We start from the raw sequence: 21,951 nt of genomic DNA, 5'->3' as shown, positions 1-21,951 counted from the left end.
GCGCAGCGCGCCCGCCCTCGCTGCGCAGCACCCGTTGCGCATGCGCAGCGCGGGACAACCTGCTGCGCAACGGGGACAACCTCGCTGCGCACGACTCCGGCCGCTGCGCAACGGCGCGGTGCAGCATCCTGCTGCCCGGCCGTTTCACCCCAGGGGGAAACGGCGGCAGTCGCGGGGCTAGCATCCCGCTCATGAGTTTCTCCCCGGGGGTTAATGCGGTGTCCGAGCCGATGCTGTTCGGCGCGCCGACCTGCATGGTGTGCGGCAAAGAGATGGAGCCGAGCGGCACGGGCCGCCCGAGGAAGTACTGCTCGAAGAAGTGCTCGTCGAAAGCCGACCGCGCCAGGGAGAAGGAGAAGCAGGAAAAGGCCCTCGCCGCGGCCACCGAAACGCCCCGGGGCGAAACAGAGCTGCCCGACGGCCTGGCCGACGACCCGCTGGCGGCCGAGCTCCTCGCCCTCGGCGAGGAGCTGCTCCGGCACGACCGGCTGCTGCTGCTCCAGCTGGAACGCGCCGCCCGGGACAACGACCCGGCCCTTGCGCGCCAAGCGGTCAGCGACGTTCTCCACACCGCCCACCTGGTGATGCAGCGCCACCGCGAGCTGGCCGAGCGGCTGCTCGCCGAGCACCCGACCCAGGCCCCGGCGGCGGGACAACCTGCCCCGGAGCCCACCGAAACGCCCCGGGGCGAAACCCGCCCCGTCCTCGGCGGTGCCCCGGGGGCGGCTGGCACGGCGACGGCCGCCGCATCCGTTCCCCGCCCCGAAGCCGTCGCCCCCGATCCGGACGGCAGACCCGCCGACCAATCCCCCCGGGGCGAAACGACCACGGGACAAGGTGCTGCCCACACCGCGGAACAGGCCCCGGCGGCGGCCGTTGTCCCCCGGGGAGAAAAGGCGCCCGCCACCAACACCCCCGAAATCGCGCCCGCTGCGCCCCGGGGAGAAACCCCGGCCCCGCCCGGCGGCGCCGGGCCGCGCGACCAGGCCGGCCCGGCTGCGGAGGGCGGCCAGCTGCGCGACCTAGTCGACCGGCGCCTGGCCCAGCAGACCACCCCCGCCCCCGAGCCCGCCGAGCAGAAGCCCGTAGCCGGGCCCGCAGACCGGGAGGACCGGACGGTGTCGGTGCCGCGCGACCCGCTGCTGCGCGGCCTGCCCCGCAGCATGGATGTCCACATCCCGCTCGACCCGGCGGTCTTCGGCTACAACTGGGCGCTCGCCGGTTGGACGGTTCAGCCCGATGTCCTGGTGGTCCTCGGCGAAGGCCACCAGGTCGGCTGGGTCGAGCGCGGCCTGGACGGCGGCGACGGCTGGGTCGCGGTGTACGCGGGCTACTTCCTCGGCGACGCCGTCACCCAGCAGGCTGCCCTGCGCGCCACCGCGCAGGAGGCCGCCCGCACTGTTCACCAGGCCTACCTGGAAGACCTCTGACGGCTGAGGAACAGCAGACGGCGGCCTGACGCACGGGTGGGCTCGGGCACGTTCACTCGGCGGGCGGTGCCGGGCGGAACTTGGTCAGGCACACCCCGCACAGCAGCGGTCCCTGGTCGAAGGTGAAAGGCGTGATCTGGAGCCGCCGGGGCGGCGAGCACTCCGCGCACACGACGGCGAACCGGCTGCCGGAGCGGGGACTGCGAGGGGTGGCGGTGGACTGTACGAGGGCCTCGAGCTGGACGCCCGCCGCCGCGTCCAGGAGCGCGATCACCTCATCCCACCGGGCGGCCTCGGCATCGCTGAGCCGGCAGTCGGTCATCCCGACAACCGGGGTCGCGCGCCGGGGCGGGGTGAGCCCGAGATCGCGGGCGATGCGCGCGAAGTGCTTGTTGTGCCAGCGATAGCCGCTGCTCACCTCCTTCACGCCGCGCCGCCGGGCCACGCCGTGCGCGGCGTGGTGCAGCAGCGCCTGCAGATTGGCCCGGCCTCCGTGACGCAACGCGGCGGGGGGAGAACTGGAGCTCCATGGTCAGCGCACCGTCGCGGGTGAACTCGCGGCCGGTGCGCAGGGTCGCGCAGCGGGTCGGGTCCGCACCGTCGCCGCCCGCGGTGGTGACCGCGAGATGCGGCACATCCGGGTGGCGGCGCCGGATCTCCTGCCAGGCGGTTTCCACGGTGCTGATGATGACCGCACCGTGGACGAGCGCGGCGGTCTCCGGCTCGTTGGGTCCCACCGGCGCGGGGTGAGGGAACGTCATGCCCGGTGAACCCGCACTGGCCCCGGCCGGTTACGACTGCGCGGGACGGATCGTGATTCCGGTCACGGACAAACCGGGAGGACAAGGCCCTTGACCTGGGCAAACCGGGCGGGACAACGTGCTGGTCAAGGGGTCGGACAAGGGGTGTGGTCAGACCGCGGACAAGGGGTCGGTGGGCAATGTCGGCGGCACCCGGGCGAGCGCCCGGGTGCCGGGGCCGGCCACCGCGCCGCTCCCGGCCTCCCGCTGACGGAAGGCCACCTCGATGACCGCCACCGCGCTTGCCGCACCCGACCCCGACGACGACCAGGCCGCCGACCACCACCTGCCGGAGCTCCCGGGCGAGGCCTCGCCCGGCCGGGACAACCGGCCCGCCGCCACCCCCACCGGCACCTCCGCCCGCACCTCCACGCCCCGCCCCGCCGCTGCCCGCGTTCCGGCAGGCCAGCGGCCCCGGGCAAGGGGTGCGGGGCGTGGCGACAACCCTCTTCTGCTCGCTGCTGATGTGCGCTGGAAGAGGGGTTCGACGTCGTCGGTGCGAGCTGGGGTCTTGGTGGCACTGGCTCTGTTTCAGCGCTGCACCGCACGAGAGATCTGGATGCTCGCCTGCGCGGGGCAGGCGAACGACCGGGCGGTGCGGGACGCGCTGCTGGACCTCCGGGAGGCGGGGAGGGTGCGCCAGGAGCTGCGGCTGCCGGACGGCCGGAAGCTGTGGTGCCTGACCGCGGCCGGACGCCGCGAGGCCGCGGTACTGCTCCCGGCCGGGGCCAAGCTGTCGGCGCTGCGCCCGGAGCGGGAGGGATCGGCGGCGGTGTTCTCCGAGCACGCCCTGGACGTCGCCGCCGTCGCCGGCCTCCTCGCCCGCGCGGGCATCGGGCACCTGACCGCGTTCTCCACCGAGGTCGAGCACGCGCTGCCCGGCCGCCGCTCGCTGTTCGCCGACCTGGTGCTGCGCGACGCCGGCGCCAAGGTGCCGCTGCTCCTGGTGGAGGTCGACCGGGAGAACGAGAGCACCGGCACCCTGGTCGACAAGCTCACCGCCTACCGCACCTGGTGCGAGCTCCCCGCCAAGGGCGCCACCAGGGCCGCCTTCGAGAAGGCACTCGCCCGCAGGGGAGAGCGCACCCACGCCCTGCGCCTGTGGCCCACCCTCTACCCGGCCACCGGCCGCGAGGGCCTGCCGCCCGTCGCCCTCATCTTCGAGGCCGGCCGCAAGCGCGCCCCCAGGCCCGGAGCGGGGCCCCTCACCGACGAGCAGAAGAAGCACAAGACGCAGACGGACCACCGCCGGCTGCTGCGCCGCCTCCAGGAGGTGGAGGCTGCCTCCGAGGACACCTGGCACGCGCCCGTCTACCCCACGTACTACGACACCGCCACCGCCCGCGACCACCACCGGGCCCTGCCGGTGGTGGCCACCACCCTGCCGCTGCTGCGCCGCTTCGGTGCCGACGCTCCGGTGTGGCGCCGGTTCGGCCGCCTCGGCTGGCACACCCTCGCCGACGCGCTCGACAACCCGGACGGCGACCAGCTGCTCGAAGCCGAGCGCGCCGCCGCCGAGCAGGCCCGCCGGGCGAAGGCGGAAGCGGAGCACGAGCGTCGCCGCCCGGCCTGCCGCCGCTGCTCGGCGAAGTTCTCTGACGAGCGGTGGGCCGAGAAGGAGAAGGCCTGGAACGACGACGGGCTGTGCGCCGGCTGCCGCCAGGACGTGGCCGACCAGCAGACCCGCCAGGAGGCCGAGCGCGAGCAGGCCGCCGCCGAAGCCGCGGCCGCCGAGGCGAAGCACAGCCGCCCCTGGTGGCGCCGCTCCTGACCCGCCGCTCACCGGTCCAGGCTCCTGACCTGGCGGTGAGTTCCGTGTCCAGGGGCGGTGAGTTTCGCTCCTGGGCCCGGTGAGTTTGCCCGGCCCGGGCGGGCGGCGGCCGGTGAGTTTCGGGGATCTGCGCAGGTCAGAGGCCGGTTAGAGTCGTTCTAACCGGCCTCTGGGCTGCTCCGTCCGGGTGGCTGCGCGGTTGGACGGCCGGGCGGGCTGGGCAGAGCCTTCGGCATGACGACACCTTCGACTGGGCGACGTCGTCGTCGTCGCCGCCGTCCGGCCGCGCCCGCCGTCCCCACGCCCGCTGCGCCGGTTCGCGCCGTCAGGCCGCCGGCCCCGGCCCGGCCGGGCGGTGGGTGCTGTCGGACCTGGTCCAGCGAGCACATCACCCCGGGCGGGATGGTCGTGAAGACCACCTGGCACGAGCCGGCCTGCCGGACCTGGGGCCGGCCGTGACCACCCCCGTCGTCGGGCCGGCTGTCCGAGTCCGGCGCCACGGTCGTGCGCCGCGACATCCACGCGGGCAAGGTGTCGTCCGCCCAGCCCTACCGGGCACTCGCCGACACCAGTACTGGGGCTGGGGCCTTCTCTGCGCCCTACGCGGCGAGGCGTGGATGCGTCGCCAGCGCAAGGCCAAGGCCCTGACCAAGGGCCAGGTGTCGAGCGCGTGGCCCAGCCGGTGACCTCCGGCTGGGCCGCGCTGCTCCATCGTCAGCGTCGCTGTCCACAGCCGGCCTCGGCCGGGGTGGCGCCATGACGACGACGAAGAAGACCGCAGCGCCCTGCCAGGCCCACGTCCCCGGCAGCTGGGGCAACTGCCCGGCGGATCCGTCCGGCGAGGTCCGGCAGGCACCGTGGGGCGGGTTTCGGCTTGGCTGCGCCATGGTTCTCCAGGCGCTCGGGGCGGTTGGTGGTCTCGGGGGTCGGTGAGGTGAGGCCGCGGGGGGCGGTTCGTGGGGCTGGGTGTGGCTGCCGTTTCGGGTGTGGTGCCGGGCTTGTTTGATCACGGATTGTTTCCGGCCGATTGCCCGGCTGCTTCGCGCCGGTTGCTGTGCATGGATGACATGCCGGATACGATCCGTGACTGAATGATCACTGGCCCGGGCGCGTTGTTGTCCCGGGAGGCCTCGGCATGCCCACGCGCGGTAGGGAAATGAGGACGGCTGTGACGATCCACGTGGACGAGTTGCGCAAGCTGCTCGATTCCGGCCCGGACGAGCGCCTGCCCGGGGAGGTGCTGGGCTTCGGTGAGGCTTTCCGGCCCCTGTTCCCCGATGGGGTGGCGGGGTTGGCGGCAGGCAATGGCGACCCTGGTGCCCTGCACGTGTCCGGTACCGCTGTGACGCCGCTCGCGGGCGGTCCGGTGCCGGTGGTGGTGACGTTCAGCCATGACGGCAGCACCGTCACGGGCGTTGCCCTGGACGCCGAGCTGCCGGCGCCCGGCACGCGCGCGGACCACCTCGCCCGCACCCTGGGCATCGACCTTCCTCGCCTGCCCGGTCCCGATGTCGACCGGCTCCTGCTGGTGCGGGACGGGTCGGGGAGCAGCCTGACCGCGACCGGACCGCGGGGGCGCGCGGCCCTCTCTCACGGAGCGCGGGTGTTCACGGCGCAGGCCGACGGCTGGCAGCTGGTCCACTGCGGGCACGACCTGACGGCTGAGGAGCTCACCGGCCTCGGGGTGCGCGCGGGCGGCGCGGCCCTGCCCGCCGGCTCGTGGGTGGTGGTGGACGGACGTGCCCTGCGACTGACCGCCCGCACGCCCGCGCCGCCGACCGAGACCGTCCCGGGGCGTCTGGACGGCTTGGGGCGGCCACTGCCGGCGGCGCGTGTGCGCACCACGGCCGAACGCGAGGCGGACCGTGTCCCGCAGGCGCTGGTCACCGAGCACGGCATCCTCACCCCCCGCCCGGGACCGCGCCGCCGCAAGGGCGTGCGGGTCCTGGAGTCCCCGGCGGTGCGCGGCTGGTCGCCGATCGGCACACCGGGCGGGGAGAACGGGTTGAGCGTCGACTACTACAGCCCGCCGCTGCACATCGCCGGCGCGCTGACCGCGCTGCCGGCATCCCCGCCGTACAAGACGGTGGTCGGCGGGATGCTGCTGGTCGACACTGGTGCGTTCAACGGCTCGGCGATGGGCGCCTATGTCGTCCCCGACGGCTCCGGCGCGGATCCGTCGCTGTTCGCCTACGGCTCCCTCGGCAGCCGGACCGGTTTCGGGCCGCCGCTGTTCCAGGTACGCGGCATCTCCGCCGGGTTCGGCTGGAACAGCCGCGTGCGGGTCCCGGCGGCGGACGCGCTGGGCGACTTCCCGTTCCTGATCGCACTCGACAACCCGGGTGAGATCGGCGCCGACGACGAAGAGGTCGACCCGCTCAAGGTCCTGGGCGAGCTGATCAGCGGCCCCAACCCGTGGGTGCGCCCGCAGCAGGGCGACCTCTGGTTCGCCGCGGGACTGGCCTTCGACTGCTTCGAGACGTTCAGCGGCCGCGCCATGGCACTTGTCCAGACCGGCTCGGACCTGACGATCAGCCTGCTCGGCGCAGCCGGGATGCAGCTGCCCACCAAGAGCGACAAGAAGATCGCCCGGGTGGAGATCGGAATCGAAGCCACGTTGCGTCCGACGGCCGGGGAGCTGAGCATCGGCGCGGCGTTCACCGAGAAGACGTTCCTCATCGACCCGAACTGCAAGCTGCGCGGCGGCGTCGGCATGAAGTTCTGGTTCGGCAACCACCCGCAGGCCGGCGACTTCGCGTTCATGCTCGGCGCGATCCCCGCAGGCCGGCAGCTGCCCGCCCGCTACCCCCGCCAGCAGCCCGCCGGCATCACCTGGGGCGTCGGATCCACCGTCAACATCACCGGCAACGCCTACGCCGCGTTCACCCCCAAGTCCCTGATGGCCGGCGGCTCCCTGGACGTCGTCTTCCAGTCCGGGATGCTGCGCGCCTGGCTCACCGCCCGCATCGACGCGCTGCTGGAGTGGAACCCCTTCTACTTCGACGTCGGCATGGGGGTTCGGGTCGGCGTCTCGGCGACCATCAAGGTCTGGTTCGTCAAGATCAGGATCTCGGTCGAGGTCGGCGTCAGCGTCCGGGTCTGGGGCCCCGCGGTCGGCGGCGAGGCAACCGTCCACCTGTGGTTCATCTCCTTCACCATCGGCTTCGGCGCCAAGCGCCGCAACAAGATCCCCGCGCTGGACTGGGGCGGCTTCCAGGGCATGCTGCCGCCGCCGGAGAACATGGTCCGCACCACGGCGATCGCCGGATACACCGGAGAGGGCGCCCCGCCCACCCGCGGCGCGGTCAAGCCGTGGCTGGTCAGCAACGGCGGCTTCACGTTCACCGCCGACACCCAGGCCCCCGTCAGCAAGGTCTACCTGAACCAGGGCGGCGACACCGTCGAGGCCGCTTCCGGCACCGCGGTGGACATCCTGCCCATGCACCTGCGGGGCAAGGGCAGCGAACTGCGTATCTGGCTCACCTACAACGGCCAGGCCGCGACCATGACGCCGTGGGGCCGCTCCGTCCAGCGCGGCAACGTGCCCAACGGCCTGTGGGGCCAGCAGCCGGACGCGCCGAACGACGGGATCATCGCCAACCGGATCCTCGGAATCCGGCTGACCTCGCCGCCGGTCGACCACGGCACCTCCACCGGGTTCCTCGACGAGCAGGCCATCTCCTTCGACCCGATCAACCCCGACGGCAACCAGCCGCTCTCCGGGGAGCCGGCCACGGGCCCGGTCCCGACCCGTCCCGGCGGCGTGATCGCCGCGATCCGGGACGGCATCGACACCGACACCACCCGGGGCAGCCGCACCGCCCTGGCCCAGGCACTCACCGGCCTCGGCGCGAACCTCGGGGCGCTCGACACCGACCTGAGCGGCTACGCGACCGCCGCCGGCACCGCCTTCACCGCCGAGCCGATGCTCGTCGCGGGCTGACCCGACGCGCACCAACCGGGCCGTCCCCAGGCTGGGGCGGCTCGCAGCGCCACGCGCCTGCGCAAGGCGCCCCCGCCCCTCGCCCTTTGCCGCGTCCTGTCGAAAGGCACGCCCGTGACCACCACCTCCGAACCCGGCCCCGCGCCGCGTACCAGCACTCCCGGCGCCGAGCACCGCACCCGCTTCTTCGACCACCGCATCCCCTCCCTCTACGCCGGCCGCTACGCCATCGACAACCGGCAGACCCTCAAAGACGTCGGCGGAGCGGACCGCGTCATCGACGCTACCCCGCAGCCCTTCGACGTCGTCCAGCCGCGCTTCAGCGTCGACCCGACCGCCATCAACGCCCAGTTCCCCGTTCCGAACGCGGTCGGCACCTACAGCCAGACCCTCGCCCACATCAACCTCGACGTCCCCGGCCTGCCCTGGAACCGCCCCCTGGGCCCGGGCCGGCCGGGCGCCGTTCCGTGGATGGCCCTGCTGCTGTTCCGCGAGGACGAACTGCCCGAAGACCCCGACGCGGTGGGCCTGGTGACCGCCGGCAGCGTGCGCGAGCTCCTGGACGGAGACCATGGCCCCGGAGCGGTACCGGTCATCGCCCCGGAGAGCATGCGCCCGGACGAGTACGACGAGCAGTGCGCCAGCGTCCTCGTCCCCGCCGCGCTGTTCGACGCGGTCAAGCCCCTGCCCGCCGAGATGGGCTACCTCGCGCACCTGCGCGAGGGCGGGCGCCCCGACGCCACCCGCGCCGGCACCGACCCCGAACCGGATGAGGGCGAACTCAACGCCGTCCTCGTCGCCAACCGCTTCCCCACCGCCGCTGGCGGGCGCCATGTCGTCCACCTGGTCTCCTTCGAAGGCCACGACCGGTACCTGACTGCCACCGCGCCCGCCGAGGGTCTGCGCCTGGTCTCGCTCGTCTCCTGGTCCTTCACCACCGAACTCGACTCCGGCATCGGCTTCGGCGACCTTGCCCAGCACCTGGCCACCACCGACGGCACCACCCCGCGCCCCGCCGATCAGCTGCGCCTGCGCGTACCCACCCATGCCCCCGTGAACCCGACTGGCCCGCAGGCCGAGGCCGTGGACCGGATGGACGGGGGCGCCGTGGCCCTGCCGCAGCGCCTGGAAACCGGCGAGCGCACCTTCGCCTTCTACCGCGGCCCGCTCACCGCCCGACCCGCCCAGGAGCTTCCCGAACCCGCTGCCACCCGCCTGGACTCCCCGGGCGAGGCGTTGATCTACCTGCAGCAGTACGGCGTCTTCGACACCGCCTACGCCGCAGCTTTCACCACCGGCCGCGCCCTCGCCCTCGCCGACGCCGAATTCCGCAGCGCCCTGCTGGAGTTCCGCTCCGCCGCCCGCACCGCGGCCCGCCGCCTCGCCTCCCACCCGGAGCTCGCTGGCCGCGCCGCCACCGCCCTGACCGGCCGTCACCTCACCGCACCGCTGGCCTTCGAGGCCTTCGACCGCCTCCTCACGGACGCCAACGAGCCCGGCGACGGGCGAGGCAGGGGCGGTGCGCGGCTCACGCAGGCCCTCGACCAGGCCGGCCCCCAGCTGCGGGCTGGCCACCGCCGCACCGCGGCCCGTGCCCGCCGCAGCCCTGGCGACGCACGTGCCGTCCTTGCCCAGCCCGGCGTCGCGAACCTCCTCACCCAGGCCGCCCCCGACCAGTTCGCGAAGGTCACCGCCTGGCTGGACGCGCTGCGCCGCCTGGAGCTGGTGGACCTGTCCCACCTGGTCCCCGACCCGCGCGCGCTGCCGTCGGAGAGCATCCGCTTCGCCTACGTCGACGGCGACTGGGTGCGGGCGGCCGTGGACGGTGCGCTGAGCGTCGGGGTGGGCCACGCCCTGGACGCCGACCTCAACAAGCTGGCTACCGGCGGCGGTCCCGTGCCGAAGTGCGCGGTGCTGATCAACTCCAGCCTCGTCCCGAACTGGCCCAACACCATCGTCACCGCCTATGTGGGGCAGCGCACCGTCGACCCGGTGCGCGACGCGGTGTTCGGCACCGAGGTCCGCCTGCTGCTCTTTCCGGAGGTCATCGACCGCTTCGAGCTGGCGGAGCCGCCGCGCGGCCTGTGCTTCGGCATCGGTGACCGGGGCACGATCGAGCTGCGCGAGATCAGCGGGGACCGGATCGGTCACCCGATGGGCGAGTTCCCGCCGCCCCCGCCGCTCGATGACAGTCGCTTCCGTCGCTTCCTGCGCCCCGGCGGCCGGGATGTCCTCAATGTCGACGGCACGGGCGACGCCCTGGTGCCCGCCCTCTCCACCGCCCACGGGCTCACCGGAGGCCAGCGGATCTCCTCGGCCCAGTTCGCCCTGCAGATGATCAACGCCCCGCAGGTGCAGACGTTCTCCCGGCCCTGAGCCGCGCCCCTGTTCCCGCGCCGTACTGCCGAGCGCTGAATGAAAGGACCCCGGGCCATGTCCGTGGACACCACCCTCGTCGTGCCGGTCGAGGTTGCGGCGCTCGCCGTCAACCGGGCCACCCGCGACACCGGAACTCCGCACGTCTTCAACCGCTGGATCACCAACTTCAAGGACATCGGCCGGGGTGTCGCGCCGGAGCCCGCGCCGTTCGAGAGTCCTGAGGAGTGGAAAGGGCGGGAGGAGCGCCTCGGTGTCTACCTCCAGTGGGAGCTGCCCGCCGCCCTCACTCGCGGCCGCCACGACGAGGAGGAAGGCGTCGGTGACTTTCCCCTGGTGCCGAACCGGTGGCTCGTCGTGCGCCACCGCGAGAGCACCCGCGCGCTGAAGGCCTGGATCGTCGAGAGCGACTACCTCGACCCGATGGACGGCAGCGTCTCCTTTCAGAACCCCGGCTTGGACCCCGACAGCGACAGTGAAGAGCCCGCCGCGACCCTGATCGGCAGGTGCCACGAACTCACCGGCCCCTGGCGGGAACCGGTCGGCCGCCGCGAGCCGTTCCTGACCGCGCTCGGCCCCGGCCTGCCGGCCTTCTCGGTCTTCCAGCCCTACAACAGCAACGTCTTCTCGATGCACGACACGCTCCTCGACAGCCCGGAGGGCGAACTCCCGTCGCAGGAACGGCTCAGCTACCTGGTAGCCGGCTGGTACGCCCAGCCGGACAGTGACATCCTCGCCGACACCGATGACCTCGCCGCGCTGCTGGAGCACCTGCAGTGGACGCCACCCGTCGGCTCCGGCAGCGGCATCCGCTCCTCCGTCTACTCCGGTACGGTCCTGGGCCTGGACTGGGACCTGACCGGCCCCGTTCCCGAGTCAGAGCCAGCCTGTCCCAGCCCGGACAAGGTCACCGCGATCGTGTCGAACAGCATCGCCGAAGCCGTCGCCGAACTCGGCGCCCAGGCCGACGGCGAAGGCGCACTGTCCGGCGACGAGGCCGACCTGTTCCGGGCCTTCCTCCTCGGCGGCATCGACGCCCTGGAGGAGCGGGACCGACCCGAGGCCGACATCCTCACCGACCGCCGCGCCCACGACAGCGCCTTCGGCCCCGTGCACGGTGGCTACCGCTGGTTCATCGGCGAACGCGGCGAGGAGACCGGCCGGACCACCTCCCGCGCGGCCCGGGCGGCGGAGGCCGAGACCGTCGCCGACCTCAACCGCCGCCAGGCCGCCCACGACGCCACCGAAGCCGACCTGGACGCCGCCCGCGAACACCTCTACCACTTGTGGTGGCTCACCCACCTGAGGGAGAAGCCCTCGGAGTTCACCGGCCGCATCGACGACGAACTCGAACTCACGAACCCCGACGGCGCCGCCGGACGCGTCGTCGCCCTCGCCCGCCGCCTGGCCGAACAGCGCGCCGAACTGCCCTGGGGCAAGAGCGAGGCGGACCTGGCGGCGCGCATCGACGCCCTGTACCCGGCCTACGGCGCCCGCGCCGCCCGCCGCCTGATCCGCGTCCCGGCCGAGGACTTCGAGTACAGCGCCGACCCGGTCCTCACCCTTCAGGGCGCCAACCTGCACGCCCCGCTCACCCGGGACACCGCCCTGCCCTGCCGCACCCCCGAACGAGTGGTCACCCGCGCCTCCGGCATCACCACCACCGACGTCGCAGGCACCGCCGCCCAGATCGACCTCACCGGGCAGCAGCCGCCATGCCTCCCCGCGTTGCTCAGCGAGTTCCTCATCCTGGAGCGCGCCCTGAAGACCGGTGCGATCCGGGACGTCACGGGCACCCTGCCCGAGTACGGAATCACGCCGTGGGCGATGCCCTGGCAGCCGCTGTTCCTGTTGTGGAAGGCCGAATACTTCCCCCTGCCGCTGCGCGACGGCGACACGGCGCACTGGGACTTCGTCGACGGTTCCCGCTACCAGTGGAAGGGCACCGGAGAGCCCGGCACCCCGCTGGTCGTCTCCGGCCGCCAGCTCCTCGCCCCAACCGCCGGCCACATCGTCGACGGCACCTTGCAGACCTACGCCCGCGTGCGCGCCCAGCTGCCTGCCGACGCTCTGCGGCACGTGCGCTCCCAGGTTCGCGAAGCGGACTACCTCTCCCAGACCCTCGACGGCTTCGGCGCCGCCATCGCCCAACGCCAGCCCCTGGCCGGCCTCCAGCCCGCCGGCGACCTCGCCGACCTCATCGGCAACGGCGACTACCCCCCGCCGGACCCCGGCGGCATGCCCGCCAGCGACTGGGACGAGTGGCCCGACTCCACCTTCCAGGACCTGCGCGCCGGCCAGCTCGCCTTCCTCGACCTGGCCGTCGTCGACCGCTTCGGACGCTCCGTCAACCTCATCACCACCTCATCCCACTTCCGCCCCGAGATGCCCGACACCATGCGCCCGGCCCACCCCGTCAGCGACTACGACAGCGACCGCCTGGTCGAACTGGGCCCCCGTCTCCTGCAGCCGGCCCGGCTGCGCTTCGACTTCCTCGCCGCCACCACCGACGACGACACCGACCTGACCCCCGGGGCCAACCCGGTCTGCGCCTGGCTGCTGCACAACCGCCTCGACCAGTCCCTCGTCGTCCACGCCCCCGACGGCGCCGCGCTCGGCGAACTGCGCGTCACCCTGAACCCCAACGGCCAGCGGGAGGTCTCCTGGTCCGCCCTGCCCGGCTCCCAGGTGACCCGCTTCGAGCAACTGCGGGACATCTCCAAGCACGCCTACCGGCTGCTGAACGCCGTCAAGACCCGCGGCCCGCAGACCTTCGACGCCTTCCGCGCAACCGTCGACCGCGCCCTGGAGACCATCGACCCGGACGGCCCGGCCGACCCCGGCCTCGGCTTCCTCCTCGGCCGTCCCCTCGCCCTGGTCCGCACCCGCCTCACCATGGACCTGCGCGGCCCCGTGCGCACCGACGTCAGCTGGCAGAACCTCTTCGACCCGCCCACACCGGAGCTGCCGACCTACCCGTGGACGATCCGCCTCGGCGAGGCGCAGCAGACGGATGACGGCCTGGTCGGCTACGTCCTCGACGACGACTACGAGTACTTCGAGACGGTCGTCGACCCGGCCGCCGGCGGCGGGGAGTACCTGCGGCCGATCGGCGACCGGCCCAGCCTGGAGCTGGACTTCGGCGAGAACAGCACCGCGGTCGCCACCGTGCTCCTGGACCCGCGCGCCGCCGTGCACGCCACCACCGACATCCTCGCCACCAAGACGGTGTTCGTCCCGCAGGAGTTCACCGATCCGGCGATCGCCCGCATGAGCGTGAACTTCCGTACCGGACCGCTCCTGGCCGCCACCACCGCCCTGCGCGGCCCTCAGGGCGAGAGTGAGGAGACCGTCCTCATGCCGGCCCCGGCCTGCGTCGTCGGCACCTGGACCTGGTCCGAAAACCGCGGCGGCGCCTGGGAGAAGCTGCCGATCCTCAGCCAGGACCAGTACGACCTCCCCCTCGCCGAACCCGAGATCCGCTCCGGCTTCCTCACCCTCGACGACGCCGTCGCCCACAGCCGCACCGACCACTGACAGCCCCGACCTCCGACCATGCGCCGCCCCACCCCGGGGCGGCGCGGCCCAAGAAACCAAAGGACTGCCCTGTGACCGTCGTGATCCAGACCAAGGACCCGGCTACCGCCCCCGACGACGAGCCGCTGCTGTCGTATCAGATCACCACCACGCCGAGCCCGCTGAAGGCGTCACCAGAGAACCCACAGGCTCCCGAGGAGATCGGGGAGGTCGTCATCTCCGTCTCCCGGCAGAGCGGCACCCCGGCCGACGTCGAGTGGATCAGGGTGAAGGTCCCGGCCGGCACGATGTCACCCGACCTCGCCACCGACCTGAACAAGATCAGCCCGCGGATCAGCCTCACCGACTGGACCGTCCGGCTGGACTCCGCGGCCAAGGAGTTCGTCTGCGCGCCCACCGCCAGCCACGCCCCGATCGGCCCGGACACCGGCTTCACCATCCAGCTCTCCGACATCCCGATCAACCGGAAGGTCGGCACCGCCCCGGTCACCGTCACGGAAAGCTCCCGCACCGGAAACGCCGCATTCAAGGACAGGGCGACGATCTTCCACCTGGGCAAGTTCCCCGCCGACTTCTACCTGCGGAACTTCCAGTGCGAGCCCTCCATCATCCCCAACGGCGGTGACGTACTGCTGACCTGGGAACGCTCCGCCAACGCCACCTACGAACTGCTGTACCTAGGCTTCGACCGGGACGTCACCAACCGCACCAGCCTGCCCATCGAAGGCATCAAATCCGACACCACGTTCTACCTCCGCGCCACCACCGGCGACGCATCCAACCCCGTCGTACGGATCCTCTCCACCCATCTCACCGTCATCAAGCCCGACCTCGACATCGGCAGCATCACCGTCAACGACACCCTTAACGCCGGTGGCAGCGTCGACTTCTCCGGGGCACAAGTCAACGCCGCCGGAAGCAGCGTCGACTTCTCCAGGGCACAAGTCAACCTATTCGGATACGATCGTGGAATCGACTCGGGAACAGTTTACTTTCCCAATAAATGGCGCTACGAATTCCGGTGCGACGGCTTTTTCATCCTGAATTTCCAAGTCAATGCCACATGCAGCGTCCAGAAACCCACAGGACCAGGCGAATGGTCCACTCTTTTCTCCCCGGCGGAGAAAATTCCGCACTTCGTGCGAAAAGGCTGGCGCCTCGAGGTCGGGGTTCCGAATAACCTCGGCCGTGCGAACGGGGACTTCTACCCCTTCGGAACCTGGCTGTGACCGGACGAAGTCGGGCGGCATATTGTCCGCCTACGGCCGGGTTCTCCTCGGCCACCAGCCGCAGGTCCGCCACCGTTCTCGGACGAGCGGTGGGCCGAGAAGGAACGGGGCTGGAAGGACGACGGGCTGTGCGCCGGCTGCCGCGAGGCCGCCGCTTACGAGAAGGCGCGGGAGGAGGCCGAGCGCGGGCAGGCCGCCGCCGAAGCCGCTCTGGCCGAGGAGAAGCGGCGCGGCTCCTGGTGGCGCCGCTCCTGACTCCGCCTCTCCCCGGCGCAGGCCGCTGACCTGTGCCGGGGAGTTTCGGCACCCCCGCTGACCAGCGGTGGTGAGTTTCGCCCCGAGGCGCTGGTGAGGCGGGGAGGGTGCGCCAGGAGCTGCGGCTGCCGGACGGGCGCAAGCTGTGGTGCCTGACCGCGGCCGGACGCCGCGAGGCCGCGGTACTGCTCCCGGCCGGGGCCAAGCTGTCGGCGCTGCGCCAGGAGCGGGAGGGATCGGCGGCGGTGTTCTCCGAGCACGCCCTAGACGTCGCCGCCGTCGCCGGCCTCCTCGCCCGCGCGGGCATCGGGCACCTGACCGCGTTCTCCACCGAGGTCGAGCACGCGCTGCCCGGCCGCCGCTCGCTCTTCGCCGACCTGGTGCTTTGCGATCCGGGCACCGACCTGCCGCTGCTCCTGGTGGAGGTCGACCGCGAGAACGAGAGCACCGGCACCCTGGTCGACAAGCTCACCGCCTACCGCACCTGGTGCGAGCTCCCCGCCAAGGGCGCCACCAAGGCCGCCTTCGAGAAGGCACTCGCCCGCAGGGGAGAGCGCACCCACGCCCTGCGCCTGTGGCCCACCCTCTACCCGGCCACCGGCCGCGAGGGCCCACCACCCGTCGCCCTCATCTTCGAGGCCGGCCGCAAGCGCGCCCCCAGGCCCGGAGCGGGGCCCCTCACCGACGAGCAGAAGAAGCACAAGACGCAGACGGACCACCGCCGACTGCTGCGCCGCATCTGCACGGTGCAGACCGACTCCGAGGCCGCCTGGTACGCCCCGCCGTACCGGGAGGACGGCATCAGCGCACGCGACCACCACCGCGCGCTGCCGGTCGAGGGTTATCTGGTGGCCCGGCCCGTTCCCGCTGGTCAGAGCCTCGGAGAGTAGTAAGCCAAGTAAGGCAATCGGGTCGGGGCCGGGCGGCGGCCACGGTGGTGATCGCCTCGGGTACCGGAGCTGCTTGCCGCGCAATGTTGCTGTTGTCGTGGTGTCGTTGGCGCTGAGCGGAGACCGTGATTGATTGGCCACGCTGGGTTATGGGAAGCTCGCAGTGGCCGGCAGGAAGCCGGTCGGTGAGGAGAGACCATGTCGGAGAACACGCTCAACTCCAAGGGGCCGGCCCCGGCGACGCTCGGGACCGAAGCAACCCAGCCTCCGCTCATCCCGGCCGATCAGGTCAAGCCCGAGGACATCGCGACGCTGGCAATCGAGTACCGGGATGGCGTCCCGGTGATCGTGGTCAACGGTGGGACGGTCGTTCCGGCGACTCTCCGCGTGGAGGACGGGTCCGGAAACGTAGCCCGCTCGGCCGCCTACTCGGCTTTCGATCCGACCAATCTCGGCTTTACCTTCCAGAAGGAAGAGACCTTTTGGCGGCCGTTCTCCTAGGACAAACGCCGCTGGTCGCATACCTTGCCGGTCGCACCTTCGCTGGCAGGCGGAGAGGGCCCCGCCGCGACGTCGCGGCGGGGCCCTCTCCGCCGTGGTGCAGTGACGCCGGGATCGAGCACCAGGGGAACGTCCTGGCCCGCGCCGAGCAGCACGATCGGAGCATGCTCCTCGGCGTCCAGGAAGTTCTCGAAGCTCACTTCCAGCGGCAGGACCCCGGCCCCGACGCCTGACAACCCACGTGACGAACTTGCCTGACGAACCCCCGGATATCTTGATGCCCCGCCCGGAGCGCTCCGAGCGAGGCACCAAGGTGAGGGCGCCGGTCAGGGCTGCAGCTGTGTCCAGCCGCGCGGGCGCCGGCCTTCGGCGCCGAGCGGGTGCCACACCGCAGCGGCGGGGCCGTGCTGGACCAGGTCCTCGAGGCGGGCTGCGCCGGTGGGGACGGCGGCGAGCAGTTCGGCGACGGCCGGCCGCTCCTCGACGGCCAGGCGCAGCTCCTCCACCGCCGCATCGACGGCGGCGGCCGTGGTGCCGACCAGGACGACCAGCACGCTCGGGAACGCCCTCCAGCGCCGCTCCCACGCCCGGCCCGAACCGCCGGGGACCGCCTGCTCCCACAGTGCGGCGCAGGCCGCCAGCTGCTCCGCGGTGTGCTCGGTGCCCGTGCCGGGGCGGTGGAGTTCGACGAAGGCCCGCAGCCGTCGCCGGCCGCCGGTGGTGGTCGCGGTGTAGGAGAGCTCGGCGGCGGGCCGGTAAGCCTCCCCAGCCGGACCGGTGGGGTGTTCGGGGGCGGGGACCAGGTCGAGCGGGCCGCAGCCCTCGCCGCGGGCACGGGCGTCGGCGACGAACGCGGTGTGCACCCGGCCGAGGTCGAGCAGGTGGCCGCGCCCGTAGCGCAGGGCTGCCTGCTCGGCGGGCGCCGCCTGATGGCCCGGGCGGCGGGCCTCGGGGAAGGTCGCGGCGGTGGCCACCCCTTGGCCGGTGAGGTGCCAGGCCTTCGCGCGGCCGGCCTGTGGCAGGGTGACGAACTCGGCCAGGCCCTCCTCGTGCAGGCGGGCCATGCGCTTCTGGGTCTGCTTGAGGCCGGCCTGTCCGCCGTGCAGCTGGTGGAGCTGCTCGGCGGTGGCCAGCGTGAAGCGGGCGAGCGTCACCAGGACGTCGTGGTCGGTCTCCAGTTCCCCGTTCACGAAAGGGCTCCTCGCGGGTTTCGTGCACGGGGCGCTCCCGTGCTCGGGGAATGAAACCTCGCGTTTCTCACCGGATTTCTTGGTGAAAGAGCCGCTTTTTATAACGATTGCATAACTCCCGCTACCAAGGTATCCCGCGTTCTAACCGGCCTTCTCACCGGTCCGGTAACGGGTCCGTTATCCAGTCCCTTGCAACCTTGGAGACGTGCCCCTGACCTGCGGAGATGGCAATCAAGGTGCCGGTGAGTTTCCTTGATGGACCATCAAGGAAACTCACCGATACCTTGGTGGCCCCGGTGAGTTTGCCCGGCGTACTTCCGCCGCCCCTGCCGTTTCCCCCTCCGAACCCCCTACCGGACCTTGCACGCCGAAAGCGGGAAAACCGGCAGCTCAGGGCCCGGATCCGCCCCCGGCCGGGATTCTGACAACCCTCTTCTCCCGTCTTTCTGGTTTGGGTTGTGGTTGTTGGTGTCGGTTGGTCGGTTCGGGTTTTCCGCGCCTGCGGCGGGCTGTTCTTCTTCTCGCGTCCGGCTGGTGCCGGCCGCTCGCGGATGGGGCGGATCGGCGGCGGCACCCGGGCCCGGGAGGGCCTGGTGGTGGGTGGGGCGGAAACGGGGCTGACGGCTGTCAGGGGAGCGGGATATCCCGGAGAGGCAGCACTCGACCACCACCCCCGGGAGAAGCCCGTGAGCACCCCTCAGCGCCCCACCGGACCCGACGACCACGACTACGACGGCCAGGGCGATGCCGTCGAACCCACCCAGCCGTCCCGGCCAGGCCGCACCGCCTACCGGCGCGGCGCGGCCTGGCCGAACGGCTCCACCGCCCGGCTGCGCGCGGACGTCCTCGGCGCGCTCGGCGTCCTCAAGGTCGCCACCGCCGACCAGCTCCAGCGCCTGCTGCGCCCCGGGGCGGCGTCGAACACCGTGATCCGGCAGGCGCTGCGCGATCTCGCCGGGCACGGCCTGGTCGCCTCCGACGGCAACACCAGGACGGGGCACAAGACGTGGCGGCTGGAGGGCACGGCCGGGCTGGAGGCGGCCGGGCAGGTGCTCGGCCTGCCCCGCTCCGACATGGGCGGGGCGGCCCGGGGCGCCGGTCGCTCCGGTGCGCAGCACGCGATGGCGGTCAACGAGACCGTGCTGGCCTTCGTCCTGGGCGGCACCGCGCCGGGTGCCCCGGGCGGGGTCGGCACGGTGGAGGACTGGGCGACGGAGGTGGAGTTCCCCCTGCCCGGTGGGAAGCGCAAGGTGCGCCCCGACGCGGTGTGGCAGGCACCGGAGATCGGGGTGCCGGTGCTGATGGTGGAGGTCGACCGCTCCACCATGGCGCCGGAGCGGGTGGCCGCGAAGTTCACCGCCTACCGCGAGCTGTTCCGCACGAAGGTGAAGACCACGGACCCGGCGCTGGCCGACGAGGACCCGGCCGACCGGATGGTCCACTGGTGGCGCAGGACCTGGCCCGGCCACACCCGGCCCGGGTACCCGCCAGTCGCCCTGGTCGTCACCGGTGCTGGACCGGTGGCGCTGGCCAACCGGCAGCAGGCGGTGGCGGACCTGGCCCGCGACGCCTGGGGCGGCAGCTGGTGGACCATCACGCGGCACGACAACGACGGGGACGGCTGGCGCGAGTACGACGACGCGGTGCCGGTCATCGCCACCACCCTGGAGCTGCTGGCCGAGCACGGCCCGCTCGGCCCGGTGTGGTGGCGCTACGGCCGCGACGGAGCCCGCTACTCCCTGCTCGATGCGCTGGAGAGCCCCGACACCCGCGCCGCCTACGACGAACGCCAGGAAGCCCGGGAGAAGAAGGCCCGCCAGGAGCACCGCGAGCTGATGCGCACCCTCGCCTGCGCCGACTGCGGCGACGTGCCGAAGCAGGAGAGCACCCTTGAGTACGGCCCCCAGGGCCGACAGGAGTGGACCCGCCGCCCCGGCGGCCGCTGCTGGTCCTGCCACGAGAAGCACCATGAGCAGCGCGAGCAGGAGGGGGAGGCCAAGGCCCAGGCGCGGCTGGAGGCGGCCCGCACGGCCAACGCGCAGCTGCGCCCGTGCTGGACGTGCCGGGGCTCCATCGGCGGGGAGGAAGGCTCGTTCCTGGAACTGAAGGAGAAGGCCGGCCCCGACCGGCTGGAGTGCCCGCAGTGCGACAGCAAGCGGTCGATGAACCAGCGGGGCCCGCTGGTGCTGCCCGCCCCGACCAGGCGGGAGCTGCTGGCCGCCCGCCTCTCGGCCCCCGCCGACCCCTGGTGGAAGGATCGGGTGCGGCACGCCGAGCTCTACCCGGTGAAGGACCGCACCCCGTGAGCTCCGGTGCCCGGAGTGTCCTGTGCCACCGGACCTTGACCGACTGCCACTAAAGGTTGACGGACGACGGTTTGTGCCACCGAAGGTTGACCGCCCGGTGGGAGGACGGCCGTTATGAGCGAACCCCCCAGCAGCCCTGGTTATGAGACGGATACAAGGAGCGGTCCAACGCCCCGGCGCCTGCCCGTGGGCCAGGCTGTCCGCCAATCCCAGGAACAGATCGCAGCGGGCAAGGGGCGGTCAACTGCGGTGCGTTGGCTGGCGGAAGTGACCGGCGCGACCCACGCGGGCGCGGCCGGTCTGCTCAGGCGGACGCTTGAGCAGATCCAGCGAGGCTACGGCCATCTGGACCATGCGGTGATTCTCGGGTGACGGGGTGGGTAAGTCCGCGCGAGGGCAGGACCGCCTGCCTCTGGCTGATGGGAGAGAAGATGACTGTCTCAGTGTTCTCCGACCCTGGTTCGTTCCCCTTCACCGTTCCGCAGGGCGTCACCTCGATCACCGCGACGGTGCTGGGCGGGGGCGGCGGGGGCGCGGGCGGCGGTGGGGGAGGCGACGGAACCACGTTCATTTCTGCTGGAAGCGATTTCACGCCCGGCATCGGGGGCGGTCATGGCGGGAGTCGCGGGGGCGCCGGCGGCGGGGGTGGCGGAGGCGGCGGAGGAGCCGCCAACCAGGGCTCCGTGGCGGTCCAGCCCGGTGAGACCCTGCTGATCAACGTCGGTGCCGGAGGCGCGGGCGGGGCCGGCGGCGTGGAAGCCACCTTCGGCGCCAGCGGAAACCTGTTGCAGATCGCAGCGGCAGGCAGCCCGGGCTCCAACGGCGGAGATTCAAGCCTGGTCCAGAAATCCACCGGGAGTGTGCTGACGGGCGGCGGTGGGCCGGGTGGCGCCTCGGGCGGCCAGTGCGGCGACAGCACCACCAGCGGCTCTGCCAGCGGAGGAGCCGGCGGCCAGGGCGGGGAGGGCGGAGAGGCCAGCGGCAGCGGTGAGGCGTTCCGTCAGAACACCACCAACCCCCAGCCCGGCAACCACGGCAGCGACGGCGGTGCCGGAGGCAAATACTCCACTGACGGACCCCAGTGGGGGAAGGCGGGCACCGGCGGATCCGCCGGCATGATCGACACACTGCAACAGGCCCCCAACGGCAACAACGGAAACGGCGGAGACGGAGGCCAGGGAGGGGGAGGCGGTAGCCCCGCCGGCGACGTCCCCAGCTCGCCAGGACTCCCCGGCCGGGATGGCCAGCCCGGCTGCGTCGTACTGACCTACTGACGCTGCGCCCGCCTTCTGCCTCGCTGAGCCAGTCCTTCGGCGAGGCGGAGGGCGAGGGGGGCAGCGCCCGGTCATCCTCTGCGGGCCGCTGCACGGCTAGCCCGCCACCGCCAAAGCCGCCGGCACGCTGCACGGCACGCCGCCCGCTCCCTGAACTCGTGGCCGCCGCCCACCAACCGCGGTAACCGGGCCGGCTGAAGTTCAGTGGCACGAAACGCAGTCGGTTCAACTTCGGTGACACGAAATCGCATCGGTCAATCTTCAGTGGCAACAGGTCAAGGTCCGGTGGCACAGGACACGGAGGCTGTCGCGGGGGTTGTCGCGACCCCCTGTCGCGTTGGGGGCTGTCGCGGCCTGTGAGTGTGTCCTGAACGTGAAAGGGAGTTATTGGTAGTGAACTTCTAATTGCGGTGCTGTGCGAGAGATGAAGGTTTGGCCCTTCGGAGCCG

The 21,951-nt window shown here is 72.4% G+C and carries 12 protein-coding genes; 10 read left to right on the top strand and 2 right to left on the bottom strand.

The window, feature by feature from the left end:
* Positions 1-191: 191 nt before the first annotated feature.
* Positions 192-1,430, top strand: coding sequence for a hypothetical protein (locus ACWDAK_RS25585; RefSeq protein ID WP_427394787.1), 1,239 nt, complete (start codon positions 192-194; stop codon positions 1,428-1,430).
* Positions 1,431-1,482: 52 nt separating this feature from the next.
* On the opposite strand, the gene ACWDAK_RS25580 is transcribed toward ACWDAK_RS25585, so the two are convergent.
* Positions 1,483-1,932: a hypothetical protein gene (locus ACWDAK_RS25580; protein WP_427394788.1), complete on the bottom strand. Its 450-nt coding sequence runs from the start codon at positions 1,930-1,932 to the stop codon at positions 1,483-1,485.
* Between the two features lie 524 nt (positions 1,933-2,456).
* On the opposite strand from ACWDAK_RS25580, the gene ACWDAK_RS25575 reads away from it, so the two are divergent.
* From ACWDAK_RS25575 to ACWDAK_RS25545, 7 genes are all read left to right on the top strand, one after another.
* On the top strand, positions 2,457-4,001 hold the full coding sequence (locus tag ACWDAK_RS25575) for a replication-relaxation family protein (protein ID WP_427394789.1): 1,545 nt from the start codon (positions 2,457-2,459) through the stop codon (positions 3,999-4,001).
* 1,168 nt (positions 4,002-5,169) lie between these two features.
* A complete protein-coding gene (locus ACWDAK_RS25570; RefSeq protein ID WP_427394790.1) occupies positions 5,170-7,944 on the top strand; it encodes a DUF6603 domain-containing protein in 2,775 nt (924 codons plus the stop codon).
* Positions 7,945-8,058: 114 nt separating this feature from the next.
* Positions 8,059-10,320, top strand: a complete 2,262-nt coding sequence (locus tag ACWDAK_RS25565; RefSeq protein WP_427394791.1) for a hypothetical protein — start codon at positions 8,059-8,061, stop codon at positions 10,318-10,320.
* A 57-nt stretch (positions 10,321-10,377) separates the two neighbouring features.
* Positions 10,378-13,857 (top strand): hypothetical protein, encoded by a 3,480-nt coding sequence (locus ACWDAK_RS25560; protein ID WP_427394792.1) that lies wholly within the window; start codon positions 10,378-10,380, stop codon positions 13,855-13,857.
* A gap of 71 nt (positions 13,858-13,928) precedes the next feature.
* Positions 13,929-15,086: a hypothetical protein gene (locus tag ACWDAK_RS25555; RefSeq protein WP_427394793.1), complete on the top strand. Its 1,158-nt coding sequence runs from the start codon at positions 13,929-13,931 to the stop codon at positions 15,084-15,086.
* 362 nt (positions 15,087-15,448) lie between these two features.
* The gene (locus ACWDAK_RS25550) at positions 15,449-16,231 is read left to right on the top strand and encodes a hypothetical protein (RefSeq protein WP_427394794.1); all 783 of its coding nucleotides are present in this window, start codon (positions 15,449-15,451) and stop codon (positions 16,229-16,231) included.
* 198 nt (positions 16,232-16,429) lie between these two features.
* On the top strand, positions 16,430-16,732 hold the full coding sequence (locus ACWDAK_RS25545) for a hypothetical protein (RefSeq protein WP_427394795.1): 303 nt from the start codon (positions 16,430-16,432) through the stop codon (positions 16,730-16,732).
* Between the two features lie 326 nt (positions 16,733-17,058).
* On the opposite strand, the gene ACWDAK_RS25540 is transcribed toward ACWDAK_RS25545, so the two are convergent.
* On the bottom strand, positions 17,059-17,922 hold the full coding sequence (locus ACWDAK_RS25540) for a replication-relaxation family protein (protein WP_427394796.1): 864 nt from the start codon (positions 17,920-17,922) through the stop codon (positions 17,059-17,061).
* A 686-nt stretch (positions 17,923-18,608) separates the two neighbouring features.
* On the opposite strand from ACWDAK_RS25540, the gene ACWDAK_RS25535 reads away from it, so the two are divergent.
* Together ACWDAK_RS25535 and ACWDAK_RS25530 are read left to right on the top strand one after the other, a co-directional pair.
* Positions 18,609-20,228, top strand: a complete 1,620-nt coding sequence (locus tag ACWDAK_RS25535) for a replication-relaxation family protein (RefSeq protein ID WP_427394797.1) — start codon at positions 18,609-18,611, stop codon at positions 20,226-20,228.
* Positions 20,229-20,659: 431 nt separating this feature from the next.
* Complete coding sequence (locus tag ACWDAK_RS25530) at positions 20,660-21,502, top strand: hypothetical protein (RefSeq protein WP_427394798.1); 843 nt, start codon at positions 20,660-20,662, stop codon at positions 21,500-21,502.
* Positions 21,503-21,951: the final 449 nt, after the last annotated feature.

Source organism: Kitasatospora sp. NPDC001175 (assembly GCF_053598215.1).
The sequence above is the reverse complement of the archived record's forward strand: the minus strand, read 5'-3'. Positions and strand labels throughout refer to the sequence as shown.

What these genes read in the sequence shown, in the direction of transcription:
- ACWDAK_RS25585 (WP_427394787.1), top strand. Translation starts at nt 192, where the DNA reads ATGAGTTTCTCCCCGGGGGTTAATGCGGTGTCCGAGCCGATGCTGTTC.
- ACWDAK_RS25575 (WP_427394789.1), top strand. Translation starts at nt 2,457, where the DNA reads ATGACCGCCACCGCGCTTGCCGCACCCGACCCCGACGACGACCAGGCC.
- ACWDAK_RS25560 (WP_427394792.1), top strand. Translation starts at nt 10,378, where the DNA reads ATGTCCGTGGACACCACCCTCGTCGTGCCGGTCGAGGTTGCGGCGCTC.
- ACWDAK_RS25545 (WP_427394795.1), top strand. Translation starts at nt 16,430, where the DNA reads ATGTCGGAGAACACGCTCAACTCCAAGGGGCCGGCCCCGGCGACGCTC.
- ACWDAK_RS25530 (WP_427394798.1), top strand. Translation starts at nt 20,660, where the DNA reads ATGACTGTCTCAGTGTTCTCCGACCCTGGTTCGTTCCCCTTCACCGTT.